Source organism: Chryseobacterium carnipullorum (assembly GCF_003815695.1).
GTDB classification, from domain to species: domain Bacteria; phylum Bacteroidota; class Bacteroidia; order Flavobacteriales; family Weeksellaceae; genus Chryseobacterium; species Chryseobacterium carnipullorum.
Map to the genome: position 1 here is coordinate 16,050 of NZ_CP033920.1, position 15,259 is coordinate 31,308.

General features: G+C 37.5%; 13 protein-coding genes. 3 read left to right on the forward strand and 10 right to left on the reverse strand.

Annotated features, from left to right (window positions below; genetic code table 11):
- Positions 1 to 47: 47 nt before the first annotated feature.
- The 10 genes from EG346_RS00115 to EG346_RS00160 form a co-directional block, all read right to left on the reverse strand.
- Entirely contained in the window at positions 48 to 737 is a 690-nt protein-coding gene (locus EG346_RS00115) for a YiaD family glycine zipper/OmpA-like lipoprotein (RefSeq protein ID WP_073335460.1), read from the reverse strand.
- Positions 738 to 763: 26 nt separating this feature from the next.
- Positions 764 to 1,255 (reverse strand): lipocalin family protein, encoded by a 492-nt coding sequence (locus EG346_RS00120; RefSeq protein WP_073335461.1) that lies wholly within the window; start codon positions 1,253 to 1,255, stop codon positions 764 to 766.
- 125 nt (positions 1,256 to 1,380) lie between these two features.
- On the reverse strand, positions 1,381 to 3,063 hold the full coding sequence (locus EG346_RS00125; RefSeq protein WP_123876609.1) for a S8 family serine peptidase: 1,683 nt from the start codon (positions 3,061 to 3,063) through the stop codon (positions 1,381 to 1,383).
- A 90-nt stretch (positions 3,064 to 3,153) separates the two neighbouring features.
- Positions 3,154 to 3,777 carry a WbqC family protein gene (locus EG346_RS00130; RefSeq protein WP_181876098.1) on the reverse strand — a complete coding sequence of 208 codons (624 nt, stop codon included), beginning with the start codon at positions 3,775 to 3,777 and terminating at the stop codon, positions 3,154 to 3,156.
- A 61-nt stretch (positions 3,778 to 3,838) separates the two neighbouring features.
- Complete coding sequence (lepB, locus tag EG346_RS00135; RefSeq protein ID WP_123876610.1) at positions 3,839 to 5,485, reverse strand: signal peptidase I; 1,647 nt, start codon at positions 5,483 to 5,485, stop codon at positions 3,839 to 3,841.
- A gap of 103 nt (positions 5,486 to 5,588) precedes the next feature.
- Entirely contained in the window at positions 5,589 to 6,290 is a 702-nt protein-coding gene (gene dapB / locus EG346_RS00140) for a 4-hydroxy-tetrahydrodipicolinate reductase (protein ID WP_073335464.1), read from the reverse strand.
- Positions 6,291 to 6,354: 64 nt separating this feature from the next.
- Positions 6,355 to 7,014: a DUF5683 domain-containing protein gene (locus EG346_RS00145; RefSeq protein WP_123876611.1), complete on the reverse strand. Its 660-nt coding sequence runs from the start codon at positions 7,012 to 7,014 to the stop codon at positions 6,355 to 6,357.
- The gene (locus tag EG346_RS00150) at positions 7,014 to 7,904 is read right to left on the reverse strand and encodes a ParB/RepB/Spo0J family partition protein (RefSeq protein WP_073335466.1); all 891 of its coding nucleotides are present in this window, start codon (positions 7,902 to 7,904) and stop codon (positions 7,014 to 7,016) included. Before EG346_RS00150 ends, EG346_RS00145 begins: the two co-directional genes overlap by 1 nt.
- Positions 7,905 to 7,974: 70 nt before the next feature.
- Positions 7,975 to 8,748 carry a ParA family protein gene (locus tag EG346_RS00155; RefSeq protein ID WP_034741531.1) on the reverse strand — a complete coding sequence of 258 codons (774 nt, stop codon included), beginning with the start codon at positions 8,746 to 8,748 and terminating at the stop codon, positions 7,975 to 7,977.
- A gap of 167 nt (positions 8,749 to 8,915) precedes the next feature.
- Positions 8,916 to 9,758: an energy transducer TonB gene (locus EG346_RS00160; RefSeq protein WP_073335467.1), complete on the reverse strand. Its 843-nt coding sequence runs from the start codon at positions 9,756 to 9,758 to the stop codon at positions 8,916 to 8,918.
- Positions 9,759 to 10,289: 531 nt separating this feature from the next.
- Here EG346_RS00160 and EG346_RS00165 point away from each other — a divergent pair.
- From EG346_RS00165 to EG346_RS00175, 3 genes are all read left to right on the forward strand, one after another.
- Positions 10,290 to 11,891 carry a hypothetical protein gene (locus EG346_RS00165; protein ID WP_123876612.1) on the forward strand — a complete coding sequence of 534 codons (1,602 nt, stop codon included), beginning with the start codon at positions 10,290 to 10,292 and terminating at the stop codon, positions 11,889 to 11,891.
- Positions 11,892 to 11,970: 79 nt separating this feature from the next.
- Positions 11,971 to 13,839, forward strand: coding sequence for a hypothetical protein (locus EG346_RS00170; RefSeq protein ID WP_123876613.1), 1,869 nt, complete (start codon positions 11,971 to 11,973; stop codon positions 13,837 to 13,839).
- A 130-nt stretch (positions 13,840 to 13,969) separates the two neighbouring features.
- Positions 13,970 to 14,797, forward strand: a complete 828-nt coding sequence (locus tag EG346_RS00175) for an N-acetylmuramidase domain-containing protein (RefSeq protein ID WP_123876614.1) — start codon at positions 13,970 to 13,972, stop codon at positions 14,795 to 14,797.
- Positions 14,798 to 15,259: the final 462 nt, after the last annotated feature.

Sequence of the window (15,259 nt, forward strand, 5' to 3'; positions counted from 1 at the left end):
AAACCGCCGAGGCGGTCTTTTACGAAAATATTTATATATAAAATTAATTACTGCCCTTGCTTGGCTTCGTTAATCATTTTTTCATTCGCTGTAATCGCAAATTCTACTCTTCTGTTTTTAGCTCTTCCTTCATCTGTATCGTTGCTAGCTACCGGCATAGATTCTCCTTCTCCTTTGGTAAACATTCTTGCTGATGCAATTCCTTTCCCTGATAAATAAGCTTTTACAGCGTCAGCTCTTCTTTGAGAAAGCGACAAGTTATAAGCATCTGCCCCTTTGCTGTCTGTATGACCATAGATATTGATATTGGTATCCGGGTTATCAGCAAGTACCTGCGCTAGTTTGTTCAGGTTAGTTTGAGCTACAGAAGTTAGATTGGAAGAGTCAAAAGCAAAGTTCACGATGCTTTCGTTCATGGTAATCTTAATACCGTCTCCTACTCTTTCGACTTCAGCTCCGGGTAAAGTTTCTTTGATCTGCTTAGCCTGCTTATCCATTTTATTACCGATAACGTTACCGGCAACACCACCGATAATACCTCCCAATACTGCTCCTAAAGCTGAGTTCTTACCGCTTCCTACGTTGTTACCCAAAATACCTCCAAGTACAGCACCTGATGCCACACCTACTGCAGTACCTCTCTGCTGGTGGTTAGAATTCTGAACAGCTTCACAACTGGTTAATAACAATGCTGATGATAAGAAAAGTGCTCCTATATATGTTTTAGTAAATTTCATTTTTTTGATCTTTTAAAATTGATAAATTATTTCATTCCTGTTCTCTGGAAGTTGTAAACAACCTGTACTGTGTTTCCGTCAAATGGAACGCTTTGTACAAGTGAAAACTGATCTGTAGACTGGTTGGCAATAGTTAAAGAATATCCTACAGTATTTTGCTTAGCTTTCGTTCCCGCAGCGATTTTTTTAAATAAGAAAGTATTGCCATCTTTTACTTCAAATTTAATAGGCTGTGTAAGGCTTGGACAAGCTCCACCTCCGTTTAAAGTATAGGCACCGGTGTAGTTATTTGGAATTAATCTCCAATGACTTCCTACAAAACACTGAGCATCCGCACCTTCGTCAAAAGGCTTGATTTTAAATCCTTTTTCATAATCAACGCTAACAATCTGCCAGTCGCCTTTTAATTTCAGGTATTCAACTCTTTGGTTTTGTGACGTTTCCGCTTTTTTCACTGAGGAACAAGACACTGCAAAAAGTGATGTTCCGATCATCCCTGCAAGTAGTAACTTTTTCATTTTGTTGTTTATTATTTTGTTATTTATAAAGTTACAAAAAACTGTGCCAAATTGAAAAATAAAAATAAAAAAAGTCCGAAAATTTCGGACTTTAAATGCTTTCTCCTTATATACAGGGAGATATATTATTTTTTAACAGTCTTTTTTACGGATTTCGCAGGCTTGACAGTACCTGATGATTTTCCGTTATAAAAGGTGTTGTATGCATATTCTGCTGCTTTCTTAAGATCTATCACTCCTCCCGCCTGAGAAAACTCAGGAAATTTGTTTTCTGAACTCAGATTGCTGCTTTTTACAAGGGCTTCAATAATCTGATCAGGCTTCAGATTAGGCATATAAGCCAGCAATACTGCTGCTGCTCCTGCTACTACAGGAGATGCCATGGAAGTACCCTGAAGATATTTATATTCGTTTTTAGGCACGGTAGAGTAAATTTGTTCACCCGGTGCAAAAACGTTGACCATTTTTTTGTTAAAATTGGAGAAATCGGCTCTCAGCTCATTATTTCTGTTGGTACTTGCTCCTACAACCAATACATTGTTGACAAAAGGTTTTTCGTCTGTAACATTTTTAAAGTTGGTCGGGAAAGCCAGGTGCTCGGCAACATCTTCATTTTCGTTACCCGCTGCCTTTACTAAAAGTACCCCTTTTTCTTCAGCATATTTAAAAGCATCCCATACTACATTTTTCCCGGGGGATACAGGTTTTCCAAAGCTCATGTTTAAAACTTTAGCTCCGTTATCTACTGCATAACGGATAGCGTTGGCAACATCTTTATCTCTCTCATCACCGTTTGGAACGGTTCTTACAGACATGATTTTAGCTACTTTAGAAGCGACTCCATACTGTATTTCTTTTCCTTGCGGAAGGCCTGCAATAATCCCTGCAACGTGTGTTCCGTGCTCTGCATCTGGTCCTTCATAGTGATTGTTTCCATAGTTTTTCTCAGAATAGTCATCGTAGTTATCGCCTACGATTTCTTTTCTTGGATCATAGCTCAGATCGTACTGCTTAGCCTGCGGAGCAAAGTGATCAATGGCTTCTTTCATTTGCTCGTTCATCAATTTCTCGAACTCAGCAGAAGATTTCCCTTTGAATTCAGGACTTTGAGAAACCTGTCCCAGAACCTGAAGAGCAATAGCATCTTTCTGATCTGTCGGAGGTTTAATTCCCTGCAAAGTTTCTGCATTAACGGGCTTACCTCCCAACAACTTCACCATATTCGGGATGATGCTGCTGATCATGGTGTAAGTCTGTAAGCTTTGTTTTGCTTCAATACTTTTTTTATTGAAAAGCTCTTTAGATTTCATATACAGAGCAAATTCTTCCGGCATTTTCGCCTGATTTGCTTTGTTTTTTGTAGAATCATCACCTTCAAAAACGGATTTATATTTAGCGACAACTCTTGTTACCTCCATATTGTCGATATCAATATCGCCATTTTTTCCACCGATAAAGTTCCAACCGTGTACATCATCGATATATCCGTTTCCATCATCGTCTTTTCCGTTTCCAGGAACTTCATTAGGATTTGACCATATATTTTTTACAAGACCCGGGTGATCTACCTGTACACCACTGTCTAAAACCCCTACAATAACAGTTTTAGGTTTAAGACCTTTTGACTCTAAATATTTATAGGCGTTTGCCGTGTTTACCCCATATACTTTTGTTGTTGAAAAGTCTTTATGGTACCAGGTCATCAGATCTTGATCTTCTTTCGGATCAATGCTCTTAGTCTGAGCTTCCTGAGCATAAGAGAAACTAAAGCCTGTAAGAAAAACAGCTGCTAATAATACCTTTTTCATATGTTGATATTTATTTTTTTTCTAAATTTAATGCAATCGCAATGTTCATTGGTTCATTTTCCGGAGAATCTCTTCAATAGCGGTTTCCTGTCAGTACGATTGTTTGATACTTTTGATATAAGTCAGAGATTCAGGTCCTTTGTTACATATAAGGTCCAAAATCGACAAATCTTCTAAAAATCCCAGTTTATCTGAGAAGGTCTGGTAATATTCTTCCATCTGAAATTCAGAAGGAAGTTTTGCCGAAAACTTTTCTCTAAAATTAATACAATCCGGATTTTTGATATATTCTTCATTCAAAGACTGTGCCTTTTCCGTTTTCAGGATCTGCTGGATGATCTCTAATGCTTTAAGATTAAAATCAATCAGAAATTTCTCTTCCAGATCATATATTTTTTTAAACTTATCTTCATAGTATTCAAAATAAGGCGAACTCTGATACGCTGTCTTGATCGATTTCCAGTGCAGGTTTCTCCAGTCTTCCCTGTAAGAGATCTCAATATCTTTAAATTCTCTTTTACCGTTATGATTAATGGGAATGATTAAAGAAAGCTTTCCGTTGGCCCCATAGATGTTGGTTCTGCTCCTGTAGGTCTGCTTGGGAAAATTCTCAAACTGTTCAAATACAATATTATTTTCAGGATTTAAAAACACTGAAAACCATGAAATCGGGGGCATATAAAATACCGGCAATAATACATTTGTCATATTCATCCTATTAAAAAATGAAGTATTTTTTCAAATACTTCATTTTATCTTTAAGTTTTACATTAAATTATGCTTCGTCTTCTGTTTTTTTCTTTCCGAAGAGTTTCATGAAATATTCCCATCCGAAGAACAGGATAAGAATCATTGCAGCTACCCACCAGTAAGAAGTTTTGTTGGCTTCTCCTGTATTGGTTGCTTTAAACATTCTGTCCCAACGAACTTTAAACGGCGCCTGATATGTGGAACTGCTGTCTGAAAAAGCTCCCTGAAGGCTCATCCAGGTAAACATCGGTTTTCCGACAATATTTTCTTCCGGAACGAAACCAAAGAATCTTGCATCCAGTGAAGCGTCCCTGTTGTCTCCTACCATCATATAATAATCCTGCTGGATGGTATAATTATTAGCTTCTTTTCCATTGATAAAGATCTTTCCGTTCTTTTTCTCAAGGCTATTATGCTCATATTGTGAAATGATCCACTGGTATAAAGGAAGTGTTTCATTATTGACTGCCACTACATCTCCTTTCTTAGGAATTCTTAGAGGTCCGTACCAGTCCTGGTTCCAAGGCTGATTGATCGGGAAGATCGATTGTGTTGTATCAATTTTTGTTTTGGCTTCGTCTCTGTAATATACAGCAGCTTCTCCTTTGGGAGTAATATCCTCTTTCATGTCAATGACCTGAGGAAGTTGTTTGATTTCTTTAGCAGTTTTATCTGTCAATCCCTGGAAAGCATAAATATATCCTTTCTCACCCTGCACCTCCTGTACCGGCAAGAATCCGTAGGTTTTGTACAAAGCAGGAATATCCAGCTGGCTTCCTGTATTGACAATATATCTGTGCTGTATTTCCTGATCTCCTAAAACTGTTTCTGATTTTCCATTGACAAACAGTCTTCCGGCTCTCATTTCAAAAGTATCTCCTGCAACAGCTACACATCTCTTAACGTAAGGATCTTTTCTGTCGATTGCTGTATGGACAGAATCTCTAGGATAGTTGAATACGACCACATCATTTTTCTGTGGCTTACTGAACTGGAAAATTCTCGTGTAAGGAAGTTTTATACCATCAACATATGATTTCGGATCATCTTTTGGATTTCCTTTCTGTCCTGTATCCATAATGGTTCCCTGAAGGAATGGTATGGCAACGGGACGCATCGGCATTCTGTATCCGTAGCTCCATTTGTTTACAAACAGGAAATCACCTACAAGAAGTGTTCTTTCCATGGATCCTGTAGGAATACCAAATGGCTGTGTTACAAAAACGTGGATAATGGTGGCAAAAACCACTGCAAAAGTGATAGATCCCAAGAATGTATCTTTCTTTTTTGCATTTTTCTCTTCATCTGTAATGAAAAGATCGTTGGAATTTTCATCTTCTACCTCTGCATCTTTAGAATAGTTCACCGTTGCCATATAGATAAACGGCAGGATTACGGTAAGCAGCTGGTCTTTGACAAGAGATTTTCCAAATTTTTTCATTAAATAAATATGGAAAGCAGACATCATGATAGGTCCTACGATCGGCAGATAAGAAAAGATAGCCCACCATTTCGGATGTTCCGTTTCCTTTAAAATAATAAAATAATTATAGAAAGGTATAAATGCAAATAAGGGACTGTAGCCCATTTTTTTGAACAGCTTCCAAGTGGAAATCCCCATCAGTACAGACAAAATGAGAACATATACTGTATAAGTTAAAAAATAATTCATAGTTTATTGTGCCTATTCTGATAATATAAATGATCAATGATGATTAATAAATGATAGCATCATTACCTGTTATTAGTTGACTATTTAGCGTATTTGTTACAAATTAAAGTCCCAACACGTCTTTCATGGTGAAATTTCCTTTTTTATCTTTGATCCATTCTGCAGCGACTACCGCTCCGAGTGCAAACCCGTTTCTGTTGAAGGCGGTATGTTTTATTTCAATTTCGTCCACTTCACTTTTGTAATAAACGCTGTGGGTACCCGGAACCTCATCTTCTCTGACGGCAAAAATTCCCAGCTCCGTGCCTTTAGTTTCCTCCAGTTTCCAGGCGTTAAATTTAGGATTATTTTTGATGATTCCTTCAGCAATTGAAATAGCTGTTCCACTGGGCGCATCTTTTTTGTGTACATGATGAATTTCTTCCAGCTGACAGGTGTACTCATCCACATTTTTCATGATATCGGCTACTTTTTCGTTCAGGGCAAAAAATAAATTTACTCCCAAGCTAAAGTTGGAACCATACAGGAAAGCGCTGTCGCTGTCTACGGCAATTTTTTCAACCTCTGCCTTTTTATCCAGCCATCCTGTAGTCCCACAGATAACCGGAATTTTTTGTTCAAGACATGCTTTGATATTATCGTATGCCACTTCTGGTAAAGAAAATTCGATAGCGACGTCAGGATTATTAAGATTTTCAGCTGTTGGAGTTTCTTTCAGACGGGCCACTATTTCATGTCCTCTCTTCTGTGCGATCTCATCAATGATCTTCCCCATTTTACCGTATCCAACTAATGCTATTCTCATGTGAAGTCTTTATTTATGATGATCCTTAGCCGTAAGGCCGGTATCAATTTAATTAAAATATGTTTTAAAATCTGTAACTTAAACTTAATCCTGTTTTCGGAGTAGAAACGCCATACTGATCCTGAATTACTGTTGGGTTAAAAGTAAGATCCGGATCATGTCTGCTTTCGTAAAGATGGGCGTCTACAACAGCATCTACGATATTCAGAATATAGATCAAACCTGTAATTGCTATGGCATAATCTCTTTGTCTTTTATATCTGTCCTGGGCATTTCCGAAAGCCTTTTTATCCAGCCACGGATGACTGTCTACGAATTCATTAGGCGTTCCATTAAGTTTTGCCACGTAATATTCTCTATATATTTTGTACTGATTATTGCTCCACAGAGTATACCCGATTCCGGCTCCTATAGCGCCCAAAACAATAGGAATTTTAATGTACCTTTTATTGTAATACTGCCCAAGTCCAGGCAATACCGCAGAGTAAAGTCCGGCTTTTGTAGGATTCAGTTTGATGGTTTTCTTTGTAGGGCCGTTCGCATTTTCAAGATCTTCTATGATCCTGGCTTCTGTTTTCACAGGCTTTGCAGGTTTCGAAGATTTCGTTACAACTGCAATACTGTCCTTAGGAAGAGGATCTACAAGAACTGTATCGCTTGGTATTACCTGCGAATAAGCGAAAGCAAAAGTGCACAAAAAAAATGTGAAAAATATTTTCTTCATTATTTAATATGGGATAAAATATACTCCAGTTCTTCTTCGTTTTTGAAGTCCAGGACGATTTTACCTTTTTTACCGTTTCCGGAGGTTTTGATCTCAACTTTTACGTCTAAAATATCAGCGATCGTTTTCTGTGCTCTCTTAAAATTATTGGAAAGCTCAGCATTTATTTTTTTCGCTGCCGGTGATTTAGGATTCTTCAATGCTGTTGCAGCCTGTTCAGCCTGACGGACATTGAGTTTTTCTTTAATGATCAGATCAAACAGGATCTGCTGGTGTTCTTCACTTTCAAGGCTGATAATCGCTCTTCCGTGTCCTGCAGATATTTCACCACTTCTGATTGCATTCTGAATATCAGGATTTAACCTTAATAATCTGATGGAATTAGTAATGGTACTTCTATCCTTCCCTACTCTCTGGCTCAGATTTTCCTGGGTAAGACCAATCTCATCCAAAAGTCTCTGATAGGTTAAAGCGATCTCAATGGCATCAAGATCTTCTCTCTGAATATTTTCAACAAGAGCCATTTCAAGGAGCTCCTGATCATTTACTAAACGGATGTAGGCAGGAATGGTTGAAAGGCCTGCAATTTTACTTGCGCGGTAACGTCTTTCCCCTGATATGATTTCGAATTTCTCTCCATCTTTCCTTAAGGTAACCGGCTGGATCACTCCTAAGTTTTTGATTGACAGAGCAAGTTCGTTTAGTGCTTTTTCATCAAAATACGTTCTCGGCTGGGTGGGATTCGGATAAATATCTTCAAGGGCTACCTCTACAATATTCCCCACAAACTTATCTGCTCCTTCATCAGTAGCGGAGTTGACACTCGCTTTGGATTCAGCACTTAAAATAGCACCTAAACCACGTCCCATAGCTCTCTTTTTGTCCTTCATAGATATAATTGATAAATGATAATTAAATAAGTGATGATGTACATTCACTTATACTCCATTTATTATTAAATTAATTTTTTACTAAATTTTCGTTCTTCAACAGAACTTCTTCTGCCAGCTGAATGTACTGAATCGCTCCTTTACTTTCTGCATCATAGTTCAGAATACTTTCTCCGAAACTAGGTGCTTCGCTTAATCTTACGTTTCTGCTGATAATGGTTTCAAAAACCATATCCGGGAAATGTGAATTGACTTCTTCCACTACCTGGTTTGACAATCTCAGTCTGCTGTCGTACATGGTAAGAAGAAGACCTTCAATTCCAAGATCTTTATTATGTATTTTCTGTACATTTTTTACGGTATTCAAAAGTTTACCCAATCCTTCCAACGCAAAATATTCGCACTGGATCGGAATGATCACAGAATCTGCCGCAGTAAGCGCATTCACTGTAATAAGCCCTAAACTTGGTGCACAGTCGATAATAATATAATCATAATCGTCTCTGACCTCTGCCAAGGCTTTCTTCAGCATGTACTCACGGTTTTCTTTGTCCACGAGTTCAATTTCTGCTGCGACCAGGTCAATATGTGAAGGGATGATATCCAGGTTGGGAGAAGCGGTTCTTTTGATACAGGTTCTTGTATCGGCGCTGTGCTCCAAAAGATTATATGTAGAATACTGAACGTCATCTACACCAAGCCCTGAGGTTGCATTCGCCTGTGGATCTGCATCAATGATGAGTATTCTTTTTTCCAATACCCCTAATGCTGCCGCCAAGTTTACAGCTGTGGTCGTTTTTCCAACTCCACCTTTTTGATTAGCGATACCTATGATTTTTGCCATTATTAGAACTTTAGATTTCAAAAATACACTTTTTTCTTTGCTCTGTATGAATGGCGAAATTCAAAATTGAGTTAAAGTATTGTTAATAAACAGTTTAACAATTAAAAAAATTATCCACAAAAAAAATTCTTTGTGGATAACTATCAAGATTTGTTTTTTTATCTTAATTATTCAAAGTTCATGGTGATTGGAAATTTGAAATAACTTCTTACGGTTTCCCCTTGCTTATTTTTAGCCGCTTTCCAGGTTCCTCCAACGCTTTTAATCGTTCTGATCGCTTCTTTATTAAATTCAGCATCTTTACCATCGGCTTTAATTCCGGAAATAGTTCCATCCTTTTCTACTACAAAAGTGATCACAGTTCTCATTGTATCTCCGGTTCCTTCGAATCCTGAGCCGTCAAATTTATTAATCACTTTATTTCTGAATGAATCAAGTCCTCCGGGAAATACGGCTTCTGTTCCAAGTTCTCCTTTATCTGCAATGTGATTATCATCCACTTTTGGAGCTGGCGGAGTTGGTGGAATATAAGGAACTGCCGGTCCTGTTCCTGCCTGAGGAAGCACTGGATGATAGCTTGTTGTTGCAATCGCTCCTTCTGAGGAGTTTACAGGTCCTGCAATGGCTCCTTCTATTTTTTTTACAACATGTTCATTGGTAACATCTGCTTTAGGTTCTGGCACTGTTTCAACATAGGTTTTTACTTTTTCAGATTGAACGGCAGGCAACTTAATCTCTACAGGAGGAATCTCAGGCTGATCAACATCTTTAACATCAAATGGCCCAAAATCACAAGATGTGATCTGTTCCGTAATTTTAGGTCCCTGCAAAGCCGAAACTACAAATGGCGTTATTGAAATGGCAGCCAATAAACTCACCCCCACGAAAAGTGCTTTGGTTAGTATTCTATCTGATTCATTTCTTAATGCATAAGCACCGTATTCTTTGTTGCGGTGCTCAAAAAGAACTTCGTTGAAACGAAATTCCTGGTTTTGGTTTAGGTGTTTCATCACTATTAAATATTTAAACTGTTAAAATCAGTGATTATTAGTTTTAATGGCTTTTTGCAAAAAGTTTAAAATCTCAATCAACAATCCTGCCAAAAAATTGCACAAATGTTAATTATTTAACGAATTATATGAGAAATTTAGCAAAACCCTATTTCGCGGTATTAAAAAGGGGAAAACACTTATAAAATAATTACAGGCTCGCTGTAGGTTTACCAAGATTTAAAAATTAAGCTTTAAAAAAAAACAATCCAAATACAAAAACTGTAAAATTTACAGTCTGCCTGGTATTTTTTATCCTGCATTAAAATCAATGCTCAAACCCATCATTCCAACAACCTTTATTTAATAAAAATAACAGATATAAATTGAAATAAATTCAACATAAATTAAAAAAACAGTGAAAAACATACCCGAAAAACAGGAAAAACCCTGTTGATTATTTTACACCACCGAAATACATTTGTACATAGAAAATCGGGGATGCTGAAAACCAAAAAGAGTAAGCCAAGACCATTTTAAAAACTTATAATTATGCCAACTTTAACTCAAGAAGCAAAAACAAATTCATTAATGAGCATGCTTTTAAAGCAAGTTTATGACACGGTAACGAACGGAGGAAATCCGGAATCTCTAGGAACTGATGATTTCATCGCCTTTGATCCGGTAGGGATTACACTTTCTGAAGACACTTTCGATTATGCATTAAACGGACTTTTCGGAGATGCTCCTTCTCCTAAACCCATGCTGGACGGAACGGGAAAACCTATCCTTGATGCCAACGGAAATCCAAAAATCGATATGGAAGCTTATCAAAATGCTTTATCGAACAGCAAATTCAAAAAATACCTTCAGATGGAACAGTTCGCGGCGATGACTGATGCGATTCCTTCGCAATTACCACCGCTTACGGAAGACGGAAAAGGGAGAGCGATTACCATTATGAACGATTCCCAGAAGAGGGTTTCAAAAGTATATGAGGATCTTCTTCAGTGGTCTGTCGTGGTTGACACGGATTTTGATCAAAAAGTAGAAAAGAAACTTGATTCTCTGAGAGACAAATTATTCAAAATTAAAAAGGTGAAGAACCCAGATTTTTACGAGAATGCTCCGGTAGATGACCTGAACAAACCTGAGCTGATTCACACTTTTGTAGCACCTACTTATGCTAAATACGTAGAATATCAGATAAAATATTATGATATCGTGGATGCGAACAATGAAATCAGAGTGGCTGCCGACAATGGTGATACCGATGCTATGGCTAAAGTTTCTATCGATGGAAAAAATATGAAAAAGCGCGAGGATGCAGCTTTAAAGGCATGGCAGTCTTTAGGATATAAAGAAGCTGTGGAAAGAATTCAGAATTATCTGAGTGAAATCGAAGAAAAACACATGCTTGTGATCAAAAAAAGAATCCAGGCGGAATTCAGAAATAGCCAGAGAACCAGAATTTTAGACTACACGAATTATTCTCCTTGTATTCCGGTTGCAGCTAATGCTTTAAGGGAATCAAAAGGATGGCCTGAAATCTCTATTTCACAAGGAAAATCGAACTACGATTATTCTAAATCTATTCATAACTGGGGTGCAGCGGGAGGCTTTAGCATGGGATTATTCTCTATCGGAGCTAAAGCCGGAGGAAAAAACGAAAGAACCCAGATCAATTCAGATTATACAAGCATGGATATTTCCTTCAAAATCGGAAAGGTAAGAGTAGAAAGAGGCTGGTTCAATCAACAGTTTATAGAATCTAAATACTGGAAGCTGCACGAACAGTCTCCTCAAACTTTGAACGGCGATATGATCAGCGATGGAAAAGGTAAAGGATTAATGCCATCGATCATCACGGAACTGATCATTGCAAAAGATGTTTCTCTGAACTTTAAAGACAGCAGTTCGGCATACACCGAGGCTAAAAATTCGATATCTGCAGGCGGCGCGGTAGGAATAGGACCTTTTGTGATCGGAGGAAACTACAGCTACGACAATCAGAACGTAAAGTCCAGCTATGAATGGGAAGGCAAAAAGCTTGTCTCGAAAGGAATTTACATCATCGGATACAAATGCCACATCGTCCCTAAATCTCCCAACCCAAATCCAGAAATCAAGAAATGGGCAGACGGAAAATCATAATCCTATAGATCCTTCTCAATAAGAATAGCCGGCGGAAGTTTTTTCTGCCGGTTATTCACCTAAACCAAAAACTATACCCATGAAATATTTTGTAGCCGTCTACCAGAAACTTAAGAATATCTATATGTCGCAGAGTTCGATGGAAAATGACCTGCCGATGATCTGCCCTTCTCTTAGAGTTTATGATAACGAGGAACTGGAACTTCTGAAACCTCAGAGTCTGCTGAACGATGAACAGAAAAAAGCACTTTCAATCATTAAAAAGCAGAATGTCGCTTATGAACTCAACTCCGTTCCTATTTCACCGAATTTCTGGGATCTGAATCCTAACAATTCTTTATTTGATATTTACAGAGATATTCTTGACAAAAACAACCTTAAAGATCTGGAGGAAAATCTGGACAAAGTTCTGGATCATAAAAGTCCTGTTCTTTTCGACGCTAAAAACAGTGATACAAAGGAATTTAAAGCTTATAAAAAATACAGAACGCTATTTGAAGAGGCTGTGAATAAAATAACTGATCACCTTGTACAGTTTGAGGGTCTTGATACTGATGAAGAAAAAAGCAACTGGAATGACAAACTTATCAATCTTAATAATCTTAAAGAACTTACTTTTTCTGAATGGAAAGTAAAAGGCAGTAAAGACCATATTGAAAAGGAACTGGCAAGGATCAACAAATCTTCTGATGCCGACCTCTATCTTGCCATGGCGCAGAATGCGAAACAAACTTTTGAAGCCGCGGAGAAAACAGATGTGATCAGCAATTCTTCGATTCATGATATTCATTTCATTCCGTATGATTTTATGGAAAATGAATCCGGGTGGAACAGCTTGCGTATTGAAAAATCTGAACTGGAAGGACTTCATGCCGAAGCTAAAAACAGTAATGAAAATATCCCTACTGAGATTTTATCCATCGATTATGATGAAAGTATGATTCAGGCTGTAGAACTGGATTATTCTTTTGTGCATTTAAAAAGAAACTGGTTCAACAAAAATTTTATGCTTTCTGATTATTTTGAATGGAAAGAACCTAAAAAAATAGCAGACGGAGAAACAATTTCTAATGATTTTAAGCTTCCCGCCTTTCCGAAAACCATGATTCTTATTAAAAATCTGAAAGTGATTCTGGATCCATCTATTGTCAGTGCCAGTGTGAGCAATACCGAACAACTTATTTATTTTGGCCCGATGGTGATGAAACAGCAAGTCTTTATCAACAAAAACAATAACCAAAGGTTTCTGAAAGCGATCACGAATGTAAAAACCATCAAGTCTGACCAACTTAATTATTTAGCAAAGAAAACAGTCATTGCAGAAAATAAAGCATCCATTATCAGCAGCTTCAACGCTAAAACAGCTATCGGATCTGAACCTGCAGAAACTATGAAGACAGCAACCCATGCTTCTTTCTCCGGAAAGACAAATAGGGGAAATATGATTAATGCTGTTAAAAATTTACAGCCCCTTAATCCTGTGCCTCACGGAGCGAGTCCGGTTCAGCCTGTAAATCAACCCACAAACCCCATTAAAGTACCCTGGGGTTCCTGGGTACCGAAATTCCCAACTATTCCAACGCCTACACCAATTTCTATCCCGGTTTCATTGCCGCCGGAAGGAGCCGTTGTACAGTTCAGGGTTTCGGATAAGATCAATAATGATCCCATTTACAAATGTGCTATTTCCATCAAGGGAACCAATAACAACAGGATTTTTGAGATTGAAAGCAATGAAGCGGGCATGATCAGTCAACTCATTCCTCCCGGGGATTATAGTATTGAGCTGAGAATAGATGATTATGCAATTTTAAATCAAAATTTCAGCATCACCAACGTATTGCCACTTAACCTTGAATACAAACTACAGAGGGAGGAGGTAAAATTTAAATCATACTTTTTAATTGGGATGATTTGTGAGAGAATGCCGCGGATACCTGTTAATTAGACGTTAGATTTCAGACATGAGACACAAGACCTGAAGATTTTCAGATTCTGATGTTTATCTAATACTATTCACTATTCACTATTCACTATTCACTATTCACTATTCACTATTACTTATAAAAAACATACCCATGAAACTTTTAAAATATTATACAAAAGCACCGGAAGTACTCACCTTATGTGAGATCCTGTACAAACTTGGATACAGCATTAAGATTTCTGATGCATTCACTTTGGAGGTGGATGCCGCCGTGAAAGATTTTCAGAGTAAAAATTCTTTGGTTGTAGATGGAATTGTAGGCGTGAAAACCTGGGCTGTCCTGTTTGAAAAAGACGAAAGACCTTTAAGTCAGAGTGACAAATTTCTCAAAGAAAGCGATCTTGTGAGTTTCGCAGATGAATACAGCCTTGAACTGGCTGCAGTAAAAGCCGTGAATGAAATTGAAAGCAGCGGAAAAGGGTTTTTGATCAATAACAAACCTAAAATTCTGTTTGAAGGACATGTTTTCTGGAACGAACTTAAGAAAAGGGGCATTGATCCTAATTCTTATTATAATGCAAACAGTCAGAATGTTCTTTATCCGAAATGGACAAGAGTACATTATCAAGGCGGCGTTAAAGAATACGACCGACTTAATGAAGCGATTGGTCTGGACAACAGCCCTGATTTTGAAGAGGCTGCATTATCTTCCGCTTCCTGGGGCAGTTTTCAGATCATGGGTTATCATGCTGAAAATTTAGGCTATACCGATGTTTATCATTTTGTTTCGCAAATGGAAGTCAACGAAGGGGAACATTTGAAAGCATTTGGAAAGTTTCTGGAGAAGAACAACTGTCTTGTACATCTCAGAAATAAAAACTGGGCGGGTTTTGCCAAGGTATATAATGGATCCGGATATAAGGAAAATAAATATGATGAAAAGCTGGCGAAGGCTTATGTAAAATATTCTCAAGATTAAATATTTTTCCCCACAGATGGCGCAGATCTCTCAGAGGATTTTGTGAAATCTGTTAGGATTATTTTTGTGAACGCTGTGACCACCCCGTCAAAAATTCAAAGAATTTTCGACACCCCTCCGTGGGAGGGGAATTGTTGCCCATTCAATAGTTGTTATGATGAAGATCAAAGATTTTCATAGACCTTAAGTGATCTTTTTTCACAATGCTTTTAAACTTACAAATAACTGAATTGTTTAAAAAATTTTATGATTGTAATAAAATTATAGTGGATATCAGATTTTATTCTTAAATCAATTTAAACAGCACTTCGGTTCATAATGAATTCAGTCAATTCAAAAGAAATACTACTTTTGAATGATTCTTCCAAAATCGTCTTTATGACAAATCGCCAACCTGCTAGAGTTCAATTTTTTACAAAAAGCAACTTTCCAGTTACGAATTGATAATCAAACGGTTATATT